Source organism: Nocardioides sp. WG-D5, from assembly GCF_054031175.1.
Genome location: NZ_CM132928.1, coordinates 3,145,774 through 3,160,572, shown reverse-complemented (window position 1 = coordinate 3,160,572; position 14,799 = coordinate 3,145,774). Strand labels below are relative to the sequence as shown.

At 70.0% G+C, this 14,799-nt stretch carries 15 protein-coding genes; 6 read left to right on the top strand and 9 right to left on the bottom strand.

What is annotated here, in order from left to right; all coding sequences use genetic code 11:
• Positions 1 to 33: 33 nt before the first annotated feature.
• Together ACWZJV_RS15420 and ACWZJV_RS15415 are read left to right on the top strand one after the other, a co-directional pair.
• On the top strand, positions 34 to 354 hold the full coding sequence (locus ACWZJV_RS15420) for a 2TM domain-containing protein (RefSeq protein WP_457176928.1): 321 nt from the start codon (positions 34 to 36) through the stop codon (positions 352 to 354).
• A gap of 19 nt (positions 355 to 373) precedes the next feature.
• Positions 374 to 592 (top strand): DUF1918 domain-containing protein, encoded by a 219-nt coding sequence (locus tag ACWZJV_RS15415; RefSeq protein ID WP_457176927.1) that lies wholly within the window; start codon positions 374 to 376, stop codon positions 590 to 592.
• A gap of 12 nt (positions 593 to 604) precedes the next feature.
• Here the strand turns inward: ACWZJV_RS15415 and ACWZJV_RS15410 are convergent, their stop codons facing one another.
• Positions 605 to 2,041 carry an MBL fold metallo-hydrolase RNA specificity domain-containing protein gene (locus ACWZJV_RS15410; RefSeq protein ID WP_457176925.1) on the bottom strand — a complete coding sequence of 479 codons (1,437 nt, stop codon included), beginning with the start codon at positions 2,039 to 2,041 and terminating at the stop codon, positions 605 to 607.
• 106 nt (positions 2,042 to 2,147) lie between these two features.
• Positions 2,148 to 3,344: an ATP-binding protein gene (locus ACWZJV_RS15405; protein WP_008355880.1), complete on the bottom strand. Its 1,197-nt coding sequence runs from the start codon at positions 3,342 to 3,344 to the stop codon at positions 2,148 to 2,150.
• Positions 3,345 to 3,549: 205 nt separating this feature from the next.
• Between ACWZJV_RS15405 and ACWZJV_RS15400 the strand changes: the two genes are divergently transcribed.
• Together ACWZJV_RS15400 and ACWZJV_RS15395 are read left to right on the top strand one after the other, a co-directional pair.
• Positions 3,550 to 4,413 (top strand): Fpg/Nei family DNA glycosylase, encoded by an 864-nt coding sequence (locus ACWZJV_RS15400; RefSeq protein ID WP_008355878.1) that lies wholly within the window; start codon positions 3,550 to 3,552, stop codon positions 4,411 to 4,413.
• Between the two features lie 9 nt (positions 4,414 to 4,422).
• Entirely contained in the window at positions 4,423 to 4,749 is a 327-nt protein-coding gene (locus ACWZJV_RS15395; protein WP_196875973.1) for a rhodanese-like domain-containing protein, read from the top strand.
• Here ACWZJV_RS15395 and aat read toward each other — a convergent pair.
• Entirely contained in the window at positions 4,746 to 5,474 is a 729-nt protein-coding gene (gene aat, locus ACWZJV_RS15390; protein ID WP_008355874.1) for a leucyl/phenylalanyl-tRNA--protein transferase, read from the bottom strand. The genes ACWZJV_RS15395 and aat overlap by 4 nt on opposite strands.
• Positions 5,475 to 5,530: 56 nt before the next feature.
• On the opposite strand from aat, the gene ACWZJV_RS15385 reads away from it, so the two are divergent.
• Positions 5,531 to 6,232, top strand: a complete 702-nt coding sequence (locus ACWZJV_RS15385) for an EcsC family protein (protein ID WP_050800505.1) — start codon at positions 5,531 to 5,533, stop codon at positions 6,230 to 6,232.
• Here ACWZJV_RS15385 and ACWZJV_RS15380 read toward each other — a convergent pair.
• From ACWZJV_RS15380 to ACWZJV_RS15365, 4 genes are all read right to left on the bottom strand, one after another.
• Positions 6,229 to 7,425 carry a hypothetical protein gene (locus tag ACWZJV_RS15380; RefSeq protein ID WP_457176921.1) on the bottom strand — a complete coding sequence of 399 codons (1,197 nt, stop codon included), beginning with the start codon at positions 7,423 to 7,425 and terminating at the stop codon, positions 6,229 to 6,231. The two genes, ACWZJV_RS15385 and ACWZJV_RS15380, sit on opposite strands and share 4 nt — an antisense overlap.
• A gap of 12 nt (positions 7,426 to 7,437) precedes the next feature.
• Entirely contained in the window at positions 7,438 to 8,469 is a 1,032-nt protein-coding gene (locus ACWZJV_RS15375) for a hypothetical protein (protein ID WP_457176919.1), read from the bottom strand.
• An 86-nt stretch (positions 8,470 to 8,555) separates the two neighbouring features.
• The gene (locus ACWZJV_RS15370; RefSeq protein WP_196875975.1) at positions 8,556 to 9,665 is read right to left on the bottom strand and encodes a hypothetical protein; all 1,110 of its coding nucleotides are present in this window, start codon (positions 9,663 to 9,665) and stop codon (positions 8,556 to 8,558) included.
• A gap of 100 nt (positions 9,666 to 9,765) precedes the next feature.
• Positions 9,766 to 10,725, bottom strand: a complete 960-nt coding sequence (locus tag ACWZJV_RS15365) for a hydroxymethylglutaryl-CoA lyase (RefSeq protein ID WP_457176917.1) — start codon at positions 10,723 to 10,725, stop codon at positions 9,766 to 9,768.
• Between the two features lie 128 nt (positions 10,726 to 10,853).
• On the opposite strand from ACWZJV_RS15365, the gene ACWZJV_RS15360 reads away from it, so the two are divergent.
• Positions 10,854 to 11,357 carry an RICIN domain-containing protein gene (locus tag ACWZJV_RS15360; protein WP_008355863.1) on the top strand — a complete coding sequence of 168 codons (504 nt, stop codon included), beginning with the start codon at positions 10,854 to 10,856 and terminating at the stop codon, positions 11,355 to 11,357.
• A gap of 4 nt (positions 11,358 to 11,361) precedes the next feature.
• On the opposite strand, the gene ACWZJV_RS15355 is transcribed toward ACWZJV_RS15360, so the two are convergent.
• Both ACWZJV_RS15355 and ACWZJV_RS15350 read right to left on the bottom strand, forming a co-directional pair.
• Complete coding sequence (locus ACWZJV_RS15355; protein ID WP_457176915.1) at positions 11,362 to 13,254, bottom strand: acetyl/propionyl/methylcrotonyl-CoA carboxylase subunit alpha; 1,893 nt, start codon at positions 13,252 to 13,254, stop codon at positions 11,362 to 11,364.
• The gene (locus ACWZJV_RS15350; RefSeq protein WP_457176913.1) at positions 13,254 to 14,780 is read right to left on the bottom strand and encodes a carboxyl transferase domain-containing protein; all 1,527 of its coding nucleotides are present in this window, start codon (positions 14,778 to 14,780) and stop codon (positions 13,254 to 13,256) included. The genes ACWZJV_RS15355 and ACWZJV_RS15350 overlap by 1 nt, the downstream gene beginning before the upstream one ends.
• Positions 14,781 to 14,799 lie beyond the last annotated feature (19 nt).

Below are 14,799 nucleotides of genomic sequence, written 5' to 3'. Positions count from 1 at the left end.
GCATGGGACAACCGACCGAAGGGGGACGTCACCATGGATGACCGGAACACCTCAGCCGAGGAGCGGACCGACCCACCGGCGATCGCGTCCGAGGAGGAACTGCGCCTCGCCGCCGTCAAGCGCCTGAAGAAGCGCCGGGACCTGGCTGGTCACTTTCTCGTGTACGTCCTGGTGAACGGGGCGCTCACGGGAATCTGGGCGATCCTCACGCCGGACTCGTTCTTCTGGCCGCTGATCGTCCTGCTCCTGTGGGGGATCGGCCTCGTGATGAACGTCTGGGACGTGTACCTGGCAGGCGATCCGAGCGAGGCCAGCATCGCGCGCCAGATGAACCGGCTGCGCAAGCGCGCCTGAAGAAGGATGGAGACCCACGATGATGTACGCAGCAGTCGGTGACCGGCTGGTGGTCCGTGGCCACAACGTCGGCGGGCCCGTGCGCGACGCCGAGATCCTCGAAGTCCGCCACGACGACGGCAGCCCGCCCTACGTCGTACGTTGGTCCGACAACGGCCATGAGGCGTTGGTGTTCCCGGGTTCGGACGCCTTCGTGGAGCATTTCGAGCACGAAGCCGGGCCGCCAGAGCACCGGTGAGACCGACCGGGCTCACGAGCCCAGGAGCACTCGCTCACCCAGCCGGGGAACCACGGCCACGATCCCGAGCTCGTCCTGGATCCGGTCGGCGAGGGCGCGGGAGGCGGTGGGCTCGCCGTGCACGACGTAGACGGTCTGCGGGAGCTCGGGCGCCGAGGCGACCCACGCGACGAGCTCGTCGGCGTCGGCGTGCACGCTGAAGTCCGAGATCGCGACCACTTCTGCCCGCACCGGGACGTACCGGCCGTGCATCTTCACCGCCCGGGCACCCTCGACCAGCTGCCTGCCGCGGGTGCCCTGCGCCTGATAGCCGGTGAGCACGACGCTGTTGCGGGCGTCGGGGAGCTGGCGGAGCAGGTGGTGGACGACGCGGCCGCCGGTCGCCATGCCGGAGGCGGAGATGATGATGCACGGACTCTTGGGGCGATTGAGCTGCTCGGAGGCGGCGGCGTCCCGGATGCGGTGGACGTCGAGGCGGTCGAGGTCCTGCAGCGGCGCCGCGCGCTTGCTGTTGAGCTCGTCGCTGTGCGCACTCAGCGCCGCCCGGTAGACATCCAGCGCGGCCAGGGCCATCGGGCTGTCCACGAAGATCGGGACCTGCGGGATCTGGCCGGCACGGCGAAGCCGGAGCAGCTCGAGCAGCACCAGTTCGGTCCGGTCCACCGCGAACGCCGGGATCAGCACGACACCACCTCGGTCCACCGTGCGGCGTACGGTGTCGGCGAGAGCATCGGGGTCGGCCGGTGGATGCCGTCGATCGCCGTAGGTCGACTCGAGCACCATCGCCGAGGCGGCGGGAGGTCTGGCGGGCGACCTCAGGATCGGGTGACCCGGGCGGCCAAGGTCACCGCTGAACACCACCCGCTCGCCACCGACGTCGACCACCGCCACCGACGAGCCCAGGATGTGGCCGGCGCGCTGCAGCGTCACGCTCATCCCGTCGACCGGCCGGGGTTCTCCGAACGCCACCGGGTGCAGGCGCTCCAGCGTCCGCTCCACGTCTGCCGAGGTGTAGAGCGGCAGGGCCGGGTCGTGCTTCGTCCAGCCACCCTCGTTGGCATAGCGCGCATCCTCCTCCTGGAGGTGGGCGCTGTCACGGAGCACGATCGTGGTGAGCGAGGCGGTGCCCGGCGTACACAGCACCTCACCGCAGAAGCCGTCGCTCACCAGCCGTGGCAGGTAGCCGGTGTGGTCGAGGTGGGCGTGGGTGAGCACGACGGCGTCGATGTCCGCGGGCGGCACCGGGAACGGAGCCCAGTTGAGCCGCCGCAGCTCGCGCAGCCCCTGGTAGAGGCCGGCATCGACCAGCAGCCGGTCGGAGCCGTCTGTGACCAGGAACCGGCTTCCGGTCACCGTGCCGGATGCCCCGAGGAACACCAGCGCGGGATGCGTCGAACGGGATGCGCCGGGGTCGATGTCGCCGACGGCAAGGGTCTCGGAGTGCGCCATCGGACTTCCCTTCGCAGGTGATGGTGTCACCACGCTGCGGCATTTCGTCAGGGTGCGGGGAGGGTCCTACGGCCTTCGCGACCGTGACCGATGACCCCGATCGAGCTCAGCCCTGCTGACGGAGGTAACGGCCGAAGTGAGGGACCGTGAACGCGATCCGGCCGCGTTCACCCGAGTAGATCAGGCCCTTCTTCATCAGCGCGTCACGGGCCGGGGAGAGCGACTGCGGCTTCTTGTTGAGGAAGGCGGCGACGTCGGCGGTCGCGACGGTGCCGATGTCGTCGGCGCCGAGCTCGACGGCGGCGTCGGCCATCGCGCGGAGGTAGTCCCGCTCGGCGGGCGTGGCGCGCTCGTAGCGGGAGCCGAAGAAGCCGACCGCGAGCTCGCGCTCGGCCTCGGGGGCGGCGACCCTCACGTCCTCCGCCGTGATCGGCGAGCGGGGCGCCTGGTCCCACACGGTCTTGCCGTAGGCCTGGATGAAGTAGGGGTAACCGCCGGTGGCGGCGTACATCTCCGCGAGGGCGTCGGGCTCGAACTCGGCCTCCTCCTCGCCCGCGGGGGCGGCGAGGGCGCGGTCGGCCGCCTCGCGCTCGAGGCGGTCGATGCGCTGGTAGGAGAAGAGCCGCTCGGAGTAGGACTTGCTCGCCGAGAGCACGGCCGGCAAGTGCGGCAGGCCGGCGCCCACGACGATCACCGGGAGCCCCGACTGGCTGATCTCGTGGCAGGCCGCGCACATCGCGGAGACGTCGTCCGGACCCAGGTCTTGCATCTCGTCGATGAAGACACCGACACCCTTGCCGACGTCGGCGGCGAGCCCTCCGACGTCGGTGAGCAGCTCGACCAGGTCGATCTCTATGTCACCGGAGTCGGCCCGACCCCGCACCGCCGGCGCCTCGATGCCCGGCGACCACTGCTCGCGCAGCTTGGCGTTGGGACCCGCCTCCCGCTGGGCGAAGCTCCGGATCACGCCGAGCACGTGGTCGACGTCGTCGGAGTTCGGATGGCCCAGCTCGCGCACCGCCTGGTGCAGCGCGCTCGACAGCGGCCGGCGCAGCGACTGGTCGGGCCGGGCCTCCATCTTCCCGGTACCCCAGCCCTTGCGGACCGCCGCGGAGCGCAGGGTGTTGAGCAGGACCGTCTTGCCGACGCCGCGGAGCCCGGTGAGCACGAGCGACCGCTCCGGGCGACCGCGTGCCACCCGCTCCAGCACCACGTCGAACTGCCCGAGCTGCTCGTTACGACCAGCGAGCTCCGGGGGCCGCTGACCGGCGCCGGGAGCGTACGGATTGCGGATGGGGTCCATGATCAGACGGTATCCACATATCTAGGGCGCGTCTTAGATTTCGCTAGCGAGGCACATCATTTGCGAGCGTAGGTCTCTATTCACCTTTCTAGGATCAATCCTAGAAAGGCGCAGACTCCTGCATCGACCGCTGGCGTCGAACGTGTGTTCGATGATAACCGGATTTCCTCCCCCTGCGCAAGCGTCACGATCTAGACTCGCGACCATGCCGGAACTCCCCGAGGTGGAAGCGCTCGCCGAGGACCTGCGCGGGCGCCTGAAGGACCGTGCGATCACCAAGGTGCACGTCGCGCAGTTCAGCGCGCTGAAGACCTACGACCCACCCCTGACCGCGGTCGAGGGCACGCTCGTCGACAACGTGACCCGCCACGGGAAGTTCATCGACATCGAGGCCAGCGGCATCCACCTGGTGCTCCACCTCGCTCGCGGGGGCTGGATCCGGTGGCGCGACGAGGTCCCGGCGACACCGCCGCGCCCGGGGTCGAAGTCGGGACTGGCGATCCGGGTCGTGCTCGACGACGACACCGGGCTGGACATCACCGAGGGCGGCACCAAGAAGCGACTGGCGCTCTACGTCGTCCACGACCCGCAGGACGTCCCGGGAGTCGCCTCCCTCGGTCCCGACCCGCTCGCCGACGACTTCACCCTGGCCCGCTTCCGCGAGATCCTCGCAGGTCAGGGCCGCAAGCAGATCAAGGGTGTGCTGCGGATGCAGTCGATCATCGCGGGCATCGGCAACGCCTACTCCGACGAGATCCTGTGGGCCGCGAAGATGTCGCCCTTCAAGCCCGCGGAGATGACCGAGGAGGAGTCGGAGAGCCTCTACGACGCGCTGCGGACCACCCTGAAGGAGGCCGTCGAGCGCGACTCCGGTCTGGCGATGAGCGAGCTCAAGGGCGAGAAGAAGTCGAATCTCGCCGTGCACGGCAAGGCGGGCAAGAAGTGTCCGGTCTGCGGTTCCACGATCCTCGAGGTGAGCTTCGCCGACTCGAGCCTGCAGTACTGTCCCACCTGCCAGACCGGCGGCAAGCCGCTCGCCGATCGCCGGATGTCCCGCCTTCTCAAGTAGGATTTGAGCGTGACCATCCCCACCGTCGAGATCGCCGGAGTGCCCGATCCCCTGCCCGTGGCAGTCCTTGACGTCCGCGAGGACGACGAGTGGGCCGCGGGACACATCGAGGGCGCGACGCACATCCCGCTCCAGCAGCTCCCGGCGCGCCTCGGTGACCTTCCCGAGGGCCAGACCCTGGTGGTCTGCAAGGTCGGCGGGCGCAGCGCCCAGGCGGTCAACTACCTCGCCCAGCAGGGCTACGAGGTCGTCAACCTCGCCGGCGGGATGCTCGACTGGGCCGCCGCCGGGCGGCCGATGGTCAGCGAGACCGGCGCCGAGGCGTACGTCCTCTAACCCTCTGCCGAGGGACCACCGAACGCCTCCGGGAGCGGCAGCCTGAGCGCCTTCTCCAGGCGGTCGAGGTAGTCGTTGCGATCGATCTCGACCACGCCGAGCGAGGCGAGATGGTCGGTGCGCCACTGCACGTCCAGGATCCGCTGGTCGATCGACCCCGCCTCGCGCAGCGCGGAGACCAGCCCGACCAGGGCGACCTTGGACGCGTCGCGCACCCGGTGGAACATCGACTCCCCGGCGAAGAGCCCGCCGATCGCGACCCCGTAGAGGCCGCCGACCAGACGACCGTCCTGCCAGGCCTCCACCGAGTGCGCCCAGCCGAGCCGGTGCAGGTTGCCGTAGGCCCGGCGGATCCGCTTGTCGATCCAGCCGTGCGGCCGACGCGGGTCGGCGCACGAGGCCACCACCTCGTCGAAGCTGGTGTCGATCCTGATCTCGAAGTCGCGCACCGACCGTCGCAAGGACCGTGAGACCACCAGCCCGTCCAGCGGGAGTACGCCCCGCTTGACCGGCGAGAACCACATCATCGGATCGCGCGAGGACTCCCCGGGCATCGGGAAGATCCCGTGCCGGTACGCAGCCAGGAGTGTCCCGGGCGCGACGTCCGCGCCCATACCCACCAGATCGTCCAGATCAGCCCCACCGTGGCCGGCACCTGGGTCCCGAAGGTCGGCGAAGGCCCACGGCGACGGCTCCGGTTCGATCGGACCCCCAAGATTCGCCACGACGAAACGTTATCGCCCCGCACGGCCGCAACCACCACACACTTAAGATTTGCCACATGATCGGTCCCAAGTCAGTGCTCACCAGTGCGGCTGGCCGGCTCGCACCCAAGGTCATCCAGTCCGCGCCGGGCGTCACCACCAACGTGGTCCGACAGGCGCTGCACCACGCGATCGTGGGCATCGGCCCGCTCCCGGGGGCGGCCGCCACCGCCGAGAAGCACCTCGCCGACCACGACAACGACGTCGAGCTCGCGGTGAAGCACATCATCGACAACCACGTACGGCTGGCCGGCGTGGGCGGCTTCGCGACCAACATCGGCGGTCTGGTCACCCAGGCGCTGACCCTCCCGGCCAACATCACCGGGATGGCGATCATCCAGTGCCGGATGGTGGCCTCGATCGCGCACCTGCGGGGCTACGACCTGACCGACCCCCGCGTACGCAACGCCATCCTGCTCACCCTCCTCAGCGAGGAGAAGGTGAGCAAGCAGATCAAGGAGAAGAAGATCCCGGCTCCGCCGATGGCCGTCGCGACGGCTCCGGCCTACGACCGGGCGGTCGACGACCTCGTCGCCGCCGAGGTCGCCCAGGAGCTGATCGGCCGCGTCGCTGGCAAGCGGATGGTCTCGATGGTGGCCAAGCGGGTTCCGCTGGTCGGCGGTGTCGTCGGCGCCGGCACCGACGGCTGGATGACCTACCAGATCGGTCGCTACGCCTCGCGCGAGCTGCTGCCGCGTCGCAAGGACCAGCAGAACTAGCGCCGGACGAGGCGGTAGACCTTCAGCACCGCCCGGCCCCACCAGCGCCGCTCGAGACCCTCGCGCGCACGCTGCTTCGGCACCAGCGACCGGGTGTGGTCCAGCTCGGCGCGGAGCTCGGCGACCTCGTCCTCGAGCCGAGCCTCCGACTTGCGCAGCCGGATGGCCTCCTGGAGCAGCGCGTCGATCGTGGCGACGCCGGCGTCGAGGACCTCGCGCGGGGCGACGGTGTCGGGGTCGACGAACGGCTTGCCCGCGAGATCCTCGGGGACGAGGAGCTCCTCGAGCCCGCCGACCACGTCGTAGCCGCGTCCCGACAGCGCCTTGACCCAGCTCTCGGAGAGCGACTCGACCCACGGCAGGATCGAGGGGGAGAGCGCCAGACGGGCGGAGTCGCGGCGCTTGGCCAGCGTGCGGTGGGCCAGGAACTCGCGTACGAAAGGCCTGTAGTCGGCCGGCTCGAGCACCGGCACGACCGCGAGGTTGATCTCGCGGAGCAGCGCCGCCTCGGGCACGCCGAGGGACGGGTTGCCGCGGTCGATGCCCTCGAAGTCGATGGTCAGGTCGTCGAGGCCGAAGGCGGTGGAGAACCGCTCCCACAGCAGCGTCGACGGCGACCCCGGCAGCGGGACGGTGATCAGGTGGACACGCTCGGGCGGGATGCCCTGGGTCCAGCGGTCGAGGATGTCGGGCAGCTCCTGGACACCCCAGAACCACGACCCGATGCGGCCCTCGCGGGCCGGGTCGCGGATCTCCTCGAGGAAATCCGCGTAGCTCACGACCGAGCGGTGCTTGACGTTCTCCTGCCACTCGGCCGGGATCTGCCGGGCCAGGTCGCGCGCGGAGAGCATGATGTGGATCTCGGAGTCGCCCAGCGAGTCCAGCGCGTGCTTGGCCTGCTGCCAGGACGCGCTCGCCAGGATCTCGTGAGAGATGATCACGGTGCCGTTCTCGACCTCGCGCACCTTCGCGGCAAGTGCGTCCCAGGCGCCGGTGGCCTCCTCCTCGATGCCGCCCCAGGGCAGGTCCATCAGGTCGAGGGCCGCCAGGAAGTGGGCGTCGAAGCGGTCGGCGAAGTAGTGAACCCCCTGCTTGGCCAGGGACTCCCGATTGTGGAAGAGGACGTCTTGAAGATAGGAAGTGCCCGTCTTCGGGGTGCCGACATGAAGCAGCACGCGCCGCCCAGTCTCCAACGTTCTACTCCTCTAGGAATGCCCCGCCAGCAATGACAACGCGAGCGCCAGCGCCCGGCGCTCATCGGGACCCTGGATCGCCCTCCCCGAGGGGAGGAGCCGGTCAGGGTCTCCGTGGAGAGCGTATCCGGCTTCCACCAATGCATCACGTTGGGCCCGCGCCTGTGTTTCGACCCAATCCAAACTTTCCGCGGGTACGCCGACCTCCCGGGCCCCCGGAAAGAGCGGTTCGAGCTTCTCCAACCGCGGTCGCAGCTGGTCGACCAGCAGCTTCCGCTGGGTCTCCAGATCGGTGCGTACGCTGAGAACCTGCCCGATCACACGGGCGACCTCGTGGCCCTCGGCCGAGATCGACCAGGGCCCGGGCAGTCTGTCGACGCCGAGCAGGCCGGGCAGCAGAGCAGGGTCGGTGACGATCTCGACGCGGTCCTTCCCGACCCGTCCGGCCCACCAGCGGGCGATCCGGGGCAGGTCGGCACGCGGGCCGAACCAGCCGCGCCACTGCGCGTCGCGCATCCAGATGTGCCAGGGGTTGACCCGGTTGGTGAAGGTGCGGAACCTCCACGCGGCGGCGGCGATCTCGTCCAGCGGGCCACCGAGGACGTAGACCGTGAAGCCGTCGCCGCCGGGCAGCCTCCCCTGTCGCTCCAGCTCCTCGCGGATGGGCAGCGTGAGCCACGGGGAGCCGACCAGACGGTAGGGGAACCTCTGCTGCTCAGGCGCCACCGTCGTGCGTCGGCGTCGCCACCTCCGCGGGCGCGGCACGGGCACGGTCTCCACCGTGTCCAGCAGGTCCTCGGCGAGCCGCACGCTCGCCGCTCTCAGCAGCTCCCTCGGCGACAGCGTCTCCGGATCCACCGGCAGCGGACCGTACGTCCTGGTCTCGGTGTCCCCGAGCAACGGCAGGTCGCGACGGCCGCGGCCCGGCGGGCTCGTACGCAGCAGCGCGTCGACCCGGGACGGCTCCGACGGTGCGGTCTCGTTGAGCTGCCGCAGCAGCTCGAGCATCTCGGCACCCGGCAGGTGGTCGGTCGTGAAGGGCACGGCGGGCTCGGACCAGGATGACCAAGGAGTCGTCCCACCCTCGCGAAGGTGCGCGGCCCAACCCCAACCCCGCGTGGGTGTCGGCATCAGGAGCGTCGCCCCCGGACCCGGCGCATGGCCCGGGCGGCGCGCGACGCGACCGGGCGCTGGGGCGGGTCGGTGCGGGCGGCCTCGACGACGACCGCCACCAGGGCGTCGATCGCAGCGTCGGCCACGTCCTTGGTGCGCGGCGTGTCCGGGTCGACCCACTCGACGTCGGCCTCGGGTCGCTGCGGGCGCAGCTCGTCGAGGTCGCCCGCGATGTCGACCTTGGCCAGCTCGGCCCACTCGATCCACAGCTCGGCGACCTGGTCGGCCCAGTCGAAGGCGGAGGGCGGCAGGGTGACCCGCTCGCGGCCGTCGCGGTGGGCGAGGGTGCGCTTGGCGATCACCTCGGTGACAAGGTGGCGGTAGTCCTCGCGGGGCAGCTCCTGCGACTCGAGCCGCGCGTTGAGCCGGCGCAGCAGCGTCGCCTCGGCGCGGCCGAGCGACTGGTTGTGGCGGTCGCTGTCGACCGGGGTCCAGGCCTCCTCGATGCCGACGACCTCGCAGAACCGGCGCCAGAGCACCTCGCTCGGCGCTCCGTCGTGCGGCACGGTGACCAGGTGCACCCGCTCCGGCGGCAGGTTGCGGCCCCACCGGCTGAGCACGTCGGGCAGGCCGTGCGTACGCCAGAACCAGGCGGCCGAGCGCGACTGCTTCGCGGTCTGCATCCGCTCGAGGTAGCGGGCGAAGGTGACCTTGCGCTCGCGCTGCACCTGGTCCTGCCACTCCGCTGCCAGCACGCGCGCGACGTCGCGGGCGGTATAGACGATGTGCACCTCGGTGCGGCCGCCCTCACCGAGGTCGTTCATCGCCTTCTCGACCCGGTCCGGCCTGGCGCCGGCGAAGAGGTGGTGGCTGATCAGGATCGTCTCGGACTCGTGGCGGCGCACGCGCTTGACCAGCGCGTCCCACTCGCCGTGGACGGTCTTCCGCATCCCGCCCCACGGACGGTCGATCAGGTCGAGCGCCGGCCGGAAGAAGTCGGGCTGGCTGCCGACCGGGTAGAAGACGCCATGCTTCTCCAGGGACACCCGGTTGTGGAACAACCTGTCCTGGAGGTACGTCGTGCCCGTCTTCGGAGCGCCGACGTGGAGAAAGACTTTGCGCGCCATGGTCCCGCTATTCTGCACCAAGTTAGTAGAGATTGTCGCGGCGGACCGTCTTTTGTCACCCGGCCGTCACTCTTGGGTGCAGTCTAGGGCGTATGGCCAGCTACGAACGCAGGGCACGTACGACGGCCGAGGGGCTCGGCCTGCCGAGGTGGCCGGCGAGCCAGCTGCTCGTGTCGGCGACCTTGTCGAGATCGACGCCGTGGTCGATCCCGAGCCCGTTGAGCATCCAGAGCAGATCCTCGGTGGCCAGGTTGCCGGTCGCGCTCTTGGCATAGGGGCAACCGCCCAGACCGCCGGCACTGGCGTCGTAGGTGGTCACGCCGCACTGGAGCCCGGCGAGGGTGTTGGCCAGGGCCTGGCCGTACGTGTCGTGGAAGTGCAGCGCGAGGCGCTCGGTCGGGACGCCTTCATGTTCGAACGCCTTGATCAGCGCCTTCACGTGGCCCGCGGTGGCGACGCCGATCGTGTCGCCGAGGCTGAGCTCGTCGGCGCCCAGATCGAGGAGCCGCTTTCCGGCCTCGACCACCTTCGCGATCTCGACCTGACCCTCCCAGGGGTCGCCGAAGCACATGCTGAGGTAGCCGCGGACGGTCATGTTCGCGTCCTTGGCCCGGTTCATCGTCGGCTCGAACATCGCCCACTGGCCGTCGAAGCTCTGGTTGAGGTTCTTGTTGGCGAACGTCTCCGTCGCGCTGCCGAAGATCGCGACGTGCCGCAGCCCCAGCTCGAGCGCCCGGTCGAGACCCTTCTCGTTGGGGACGAGCACCGGGAGCTCTCGCGCCCTGTCGCCGATGCGGTCGACCAGCTCTTCCATGAGCTGTTTCGCGTCGGCCAGCTGCGGCACCCACTTCGGGTGCACGAAGCTCGTCGCCTCCACCGGGCTCAGCCCGGCGTCGAGCAGCCGGGTGATCAGGTCCGCCTTGACGCCGGTGTCGATCGCCGTCTTCTCGTTCTGGAGGCCGTCACGCGCACCGACCTCGTAGATCGTGATCCTGCTGGGCAGGTCGTCGTGGCGTACGACGGCCGGGAGGTGTCCTGAGCCTGTCGACGGGTCACTCATGCTTGCCAACCTAATCCTCGTGGGGAACCTGACAGATACGAGACAGAGATCTGAGAGCGCCCTCTGACACGGTCGATCCCGACGCTCGGACAACCGGGTCCGAGCCTGGTCGACAGGCAGGTCCTCACATGACGAACCCGACTCTCACCATGCTGCGGACGCACCGTCCGCATCGTTCCGCAGCCGTTCTTCTGGCCGCTGCGGTCACGACGATCATCACCGCCTTCGGGCTGATCGCAGGCTTCGCAACGCCTGCGTCGGCCGCCACCGAGACCTATCGGAACCAGGCCACCGGCCTGTGCCTGGAGGACACCACGACCGAGCCGCGCACCGCGGCCTGCGCCGGAGTGTCCACGCAGCAGTGGATCGTGACGGCCTGGAACGACGGCACCCGTCGCTTCCAGAACGGCCGGACCGGGGAGTGCCTGCACGCCCAGCTCGGCACCGGCACGGGCGTCATCTTCCTGCGCAGCCTCCCCTGCAACGACAGCGAGGAGCAGAGCTGGTGGATCAAGCGCTGGGCGGACGGCACGATCCGGTTCCAGAACGAGGCCTACGGCTGGTGCATCCAGGATCCGTACGTCGGCGGCCTGGCCGAGTGCGACAGCAGCACGAACCAGAGCTGGTACTGACGGATCACTCCGCATCGGGCGACACCACGAACAGCTCCGCCCCGAGCGGAACCTGGGAGCCGGCACCCGCACCGACGACGGTGACGGTGCCGGCGACCGGCGCCTTGAGGGAGACCTCCATCTTCATCGCCTCCATGACGCCGAGGACCTGGCCCTCCTCGACGGTGTCGCCGACCGCGACGCGTACGTCGATGACGGTGCCGGGCATCTTGGCCTCGACGGCTCCGTCGCTGTGGTGGGCGGCGGCGCCGGCGACGCGGTCGGGCGGGGAGAAGTCGAAGCGGTGGCCTTGGTGGACGATCTCGGCGAGACCGGGCTGTACGTTGATCGCCGCCCAGTGGCGTACGCCGTCGACGATGGCCACGAGGACGTGGTCGGCCGCGCTGATCTGCCGGACCAGGTGACCAGCGCCATCGCTGGCCACACGGCCGGAGGGACGGTCGACGGTGACGCTCCGGTCGAGGTCGACGATGGTCGGCGCCGGGGAGCCGGCGAGCCGCCAGCCGTCGGCACGGAACGGGGTCGTGGTGTCCGAGACCGCGGCGAGCATCGCGCTCACCCAGGCCACGAGCGTCCGCGGAACATCGGGATCCGGAACGGGCACCTCGTTGCGGTCGAGCCAGGCGGTGTCGATCTCGGCGTCGCGGAAGGCGTCGGAGGCGGCCAGCACGCGGAGGAAGCCGGTGTTGGTGGTCAGCCCGAGGACGGCGGTCGAGTCGAGTGCCTTCACCATCGCCGCCCGAGCCTCCTCGCGGTCGGCGCCGTGGACGATGACCTTGGCGAGCATCGGGTCGTAGGCGGTGCTGACCACCTGCTCGCTCTCCAGGGCGTGCTCGACGCGAGCCCCCTCGGGCCAGCGCACGATCGAGGTCCGGCCGGCCTGGGGAAGGAAGCCCTCGAAGGCGTCCTCCGCGTAGACCCGGACCTCGATGGCGTGGCCGTCGATGCGTACGTCGTCCTGGGCGATGCCCAGCGGCTCCCCGGCAGCGACGCGGAGCTGCAGGGCGACGAGATCGGCGGAGGCACCGTCGATGCGGACGGCCTCCTCGGTGACCGGGTGCTCGACCTGGAGACGGGTGTTCATCTCCAGGAAGTACGCCTCGCCGGACGCCTCGTCGAGCAGGAACTCGACGGTCCCGGCACCGGTGTAGTCGACCTGGCGAGCAAGCGCGACGGCGCTGGTCAGGACCAGGTTCCGCTGCTCGTCGGTCAGTGTCGGGGCAGGCGCCTCCTCGATCACCTTCTGGTGGCGGCGCTGCACGGAGCAGTCGCGCTCGAAGAGGTGGATGACGTTGCCGTGGGTGTCGCCGAAGACCTGCACCTCGATGTGACGGCCACGCTCGACGTACTTCTCGATCAGGAGGGTCTCGTCGCCGAACGCGCTCAGCGCCTCGCGGGCGGCTGCCGCTCTGGCCTCGTCCAACTCCTCCGGCGAGCGAACGATGCGCATGCCCTTGCCGCCACCGCCGGCCGCGGCCTTGACCAGCAGCGGGTAGGGGCTGTCCTCGCCCCGCGGAACCACGGGTACGCCGGCCGCGACCGCGATCTCCCGGGCCGCGTCCTTGCGACCCATCTGCTCGATGACCTCGGGTGTCGGCCCGACCCAGGTCAGCCCGGCCTTCGTCACCGCCCGCGCGAACTCGGCCCGCTCGGAGAGGAAGCCGTAGCCCGGGTGGACGGCCTCCGCCCCGGCTTCGGCGGCGGCGTTGACCACCGCGTCGGCGTCGAGGTAGGACGCCACCTCGACGGCTTCGTCGGCGTCGCGTACGTGGGGCGCGTCCGCGTCGAGCGCGGTGTAGATGGCGATCGTCCGGATGCCGAGCTCGCGGCAGGTCCGGAAGACGCGGCGCGCGATCTCGCCCCGGTTGGCGACCAGAACACTCTCGAACACGGCCATCACATCCTGAAGATTCCGTAGTTGGGCTCGGGCGTGGGCGCGTTGGCCGCGACCGCGAGCCCCATCGCCAGCACCCGGCGGGTGTCGGCGGGGTCGATGATGCCGTCGTCCCACAGCCGCGCGGTGGCGTAGTAGGGCGAGCCCTGGGTCTCGTACTGGTCGCGGATCGGCGCCTTGAACTCCTCGTCGTCCGGCTTGCCGGCGACGGTCGCGAGGACCGAGGCGGCCTGCTCGCCGCCCATGACCGAGATGCGCGCGTTAGGCCACATCCACAGGAAACGCGGGTCGTAGGCGCGGCCGCACATGCCGTAGTTGCCGGCGCCGTAGGAGCCGCCGATGACGACGGTGAACTTCGGGACCACGGAGCAGGCGACGGCGGTGACGAGCTTGGCGCCGTCGCGGGCGATGCCCTTGTTCTCGTACTCCTTGCCGACCATGAACCCGGTGATGTTCTGCAGGAACACCAGCGGGATGCCGCGCTGGTTGCACAGCTCGACGAAGTGGGCGCCCTTGAGCGCCGACTCGGAGAAGAGGATGCCGTTGTTGGCGACGATGCCGACCGGCTGCCCCTCGATGTGGGCGAAGCCGCAGACCAGCGTCTCGCCGTAGAGCTGCTTGAACTCCTGCAGCTTCGACCCGTCGACGATGCGGCGGATCACCTCGCGTACGTCATAGGGGGTCCTGGTGTCGGCGGGCACCACGTCGACGAGCGTCTCGGGGGACTCGACGGGCTCGTCGTACGTCCTCGTCCGCGTCTCCTGCTCAGGGAGCGTCGAGACGATGCCACGGACGATCTCGAGGGCGTGCTTGTCGTCGTCGGCCAGGTGGTCGACCACGCCGGACTTCGTCGCGTGGACGAGCCCGCCACCGAGCTCCTCGGCGGTGACCTCCTCGCCCGTGGCCGCCTTCACCAGCGGCGGTCCGCCGAGGAAGATTGTGCCCTGGTCGCGCACGATCACGGTCTCGTCGCTCATCGCCGGCACGTAGGCACCGCCCGCGGTGCACGAGCCCATGACCGAGGAGATCTGCGGGATGCCCTTCGCGGACATGTTGGCCTGGTTGAAGAAGATCCGGCCGAAGTGCTCGCGGTCGGGGAAGACCTCGTCCTGCTTCGGCAGGAACGCGCCGCCGGAGTCGACCAGGTAGATGCACGGGAGGTTGTTCTCCGCCGCGATCGTCTGCGCCCGCAGGTGCTTCTTGACGGTCAACGGGTAGTAGGTGCCGCCCTTCACGGTCGCGTCGTTGGCGACGATCATGCACTTGCGGCCGGCGACCAGCCCGATGCCGGCGATCACCCCCGCCGACGGCACCGCCCACTCGTCGCCGTCGTCGTACATCCCGTACGCCGCCAGCGGAGCCACCTCCATGAACGGTGACCCGGGGTCGAGGAGACCATCCACCCGGTCCCGCGGGAGCAGCTTCCCGCGGTCGGTGTGCCGTTGCCGGGAGCGTTCGCTCCCTCCTTGCCGGACCCGCTCGAGCCGCTCACGCAGCTCGAGGGTCAGCTCGCGCAGATTCGACGCCATGGCACGAGGTTAACGTTCA

What these genes read in the sequence shown, in the direction of transcription:
- ACWZJV_RS15355 (WP_457176915.1), bottom strand. Translation starts at nt 13,254, where the DNA reads ATGGCCGTGTTCGAGAGTGTTCTGGTCGCCAACCGGGGCGAGATCGCG.
- ACWZJV_RS15420 (WP_457176928.1), top strand. Translation starts at nt 34, where the DNA reads ATGGATGACCGGAACACCTCAGCCGAGGAGCGGACCGACCCACCGGCG.
- ACWZJV_RS15405 (WP_008355880.1), bottom strand. Translation starts at nt 3,344, where the DNA reads ATGGACCCCATCCGCAATCCGTACGCTCCCGGCGCCGGTCAGCGGCCC.
- ACWZJV_RS15370 (WP_196875975.1), bottom strand. Translation starts at nt 9,665, where the DNA reads ATGGCGCGCAAAGTCTTTCTCCACGTCGGCGCTCCGAAGACGGGCACG.
- ACWZJV_RS15410 (WP_457176925.1), bottom strand. Translation starts at nt 2,041, where the DNA reads ATGGCGCACTCCGAGACCCTTGCCGTCGGCGACATCGACCCCGGCGCA.
- ACWZJV_RS15365 (WP_457176917.1), bottom strand. Translation starts at nt 10,725, where the DNA reads ATGAGTGACCCGTCGACAGGCTCAGGACACCTCCCGGCCGTCGTACGC.
- ACWZJV_RS15350 (WP_457176913.1), bottom strand. Translation starts at nt 14,780, where the DNA reads ATGGCGTCGAATCTGCGCGAGCTGACCCTCGAGCTGCGTGAGCGGCTC.
- ACWZJV_RS15385 (WP_050800505.1), top strand. Translation starts at nt 5,531, where the DNA reads ATGATCGGTCCCAAGTCAGTGCTCACCAGTGCGGCTGGCCGGCTCGCA.
- ACWZJV_RS15400 (WP_008355878.1), top strand. Translation starts at nt 3,550, where the DNA reads ATGCCGGAACTCCCCGAGGTGGAAGCGCTCGCCGAGGACCTGCGCGGG.
- ACWZJV_RS15360 (WP_008355863.1), top strand. Translation starts at nt 10,854, where the DNA reads ATGACGAACCCGACTCTCACCATGCTGCGGACGCACCGTCCGCATCGT.
- ACWZJV_RS15415 (WP_457176927.1), top strand. Translation starts at nt 374, where the DNA reads ATGATGTACGCAGCAGTCGGTGACCGGCTGGTGGTCCGTGGCCACAAC.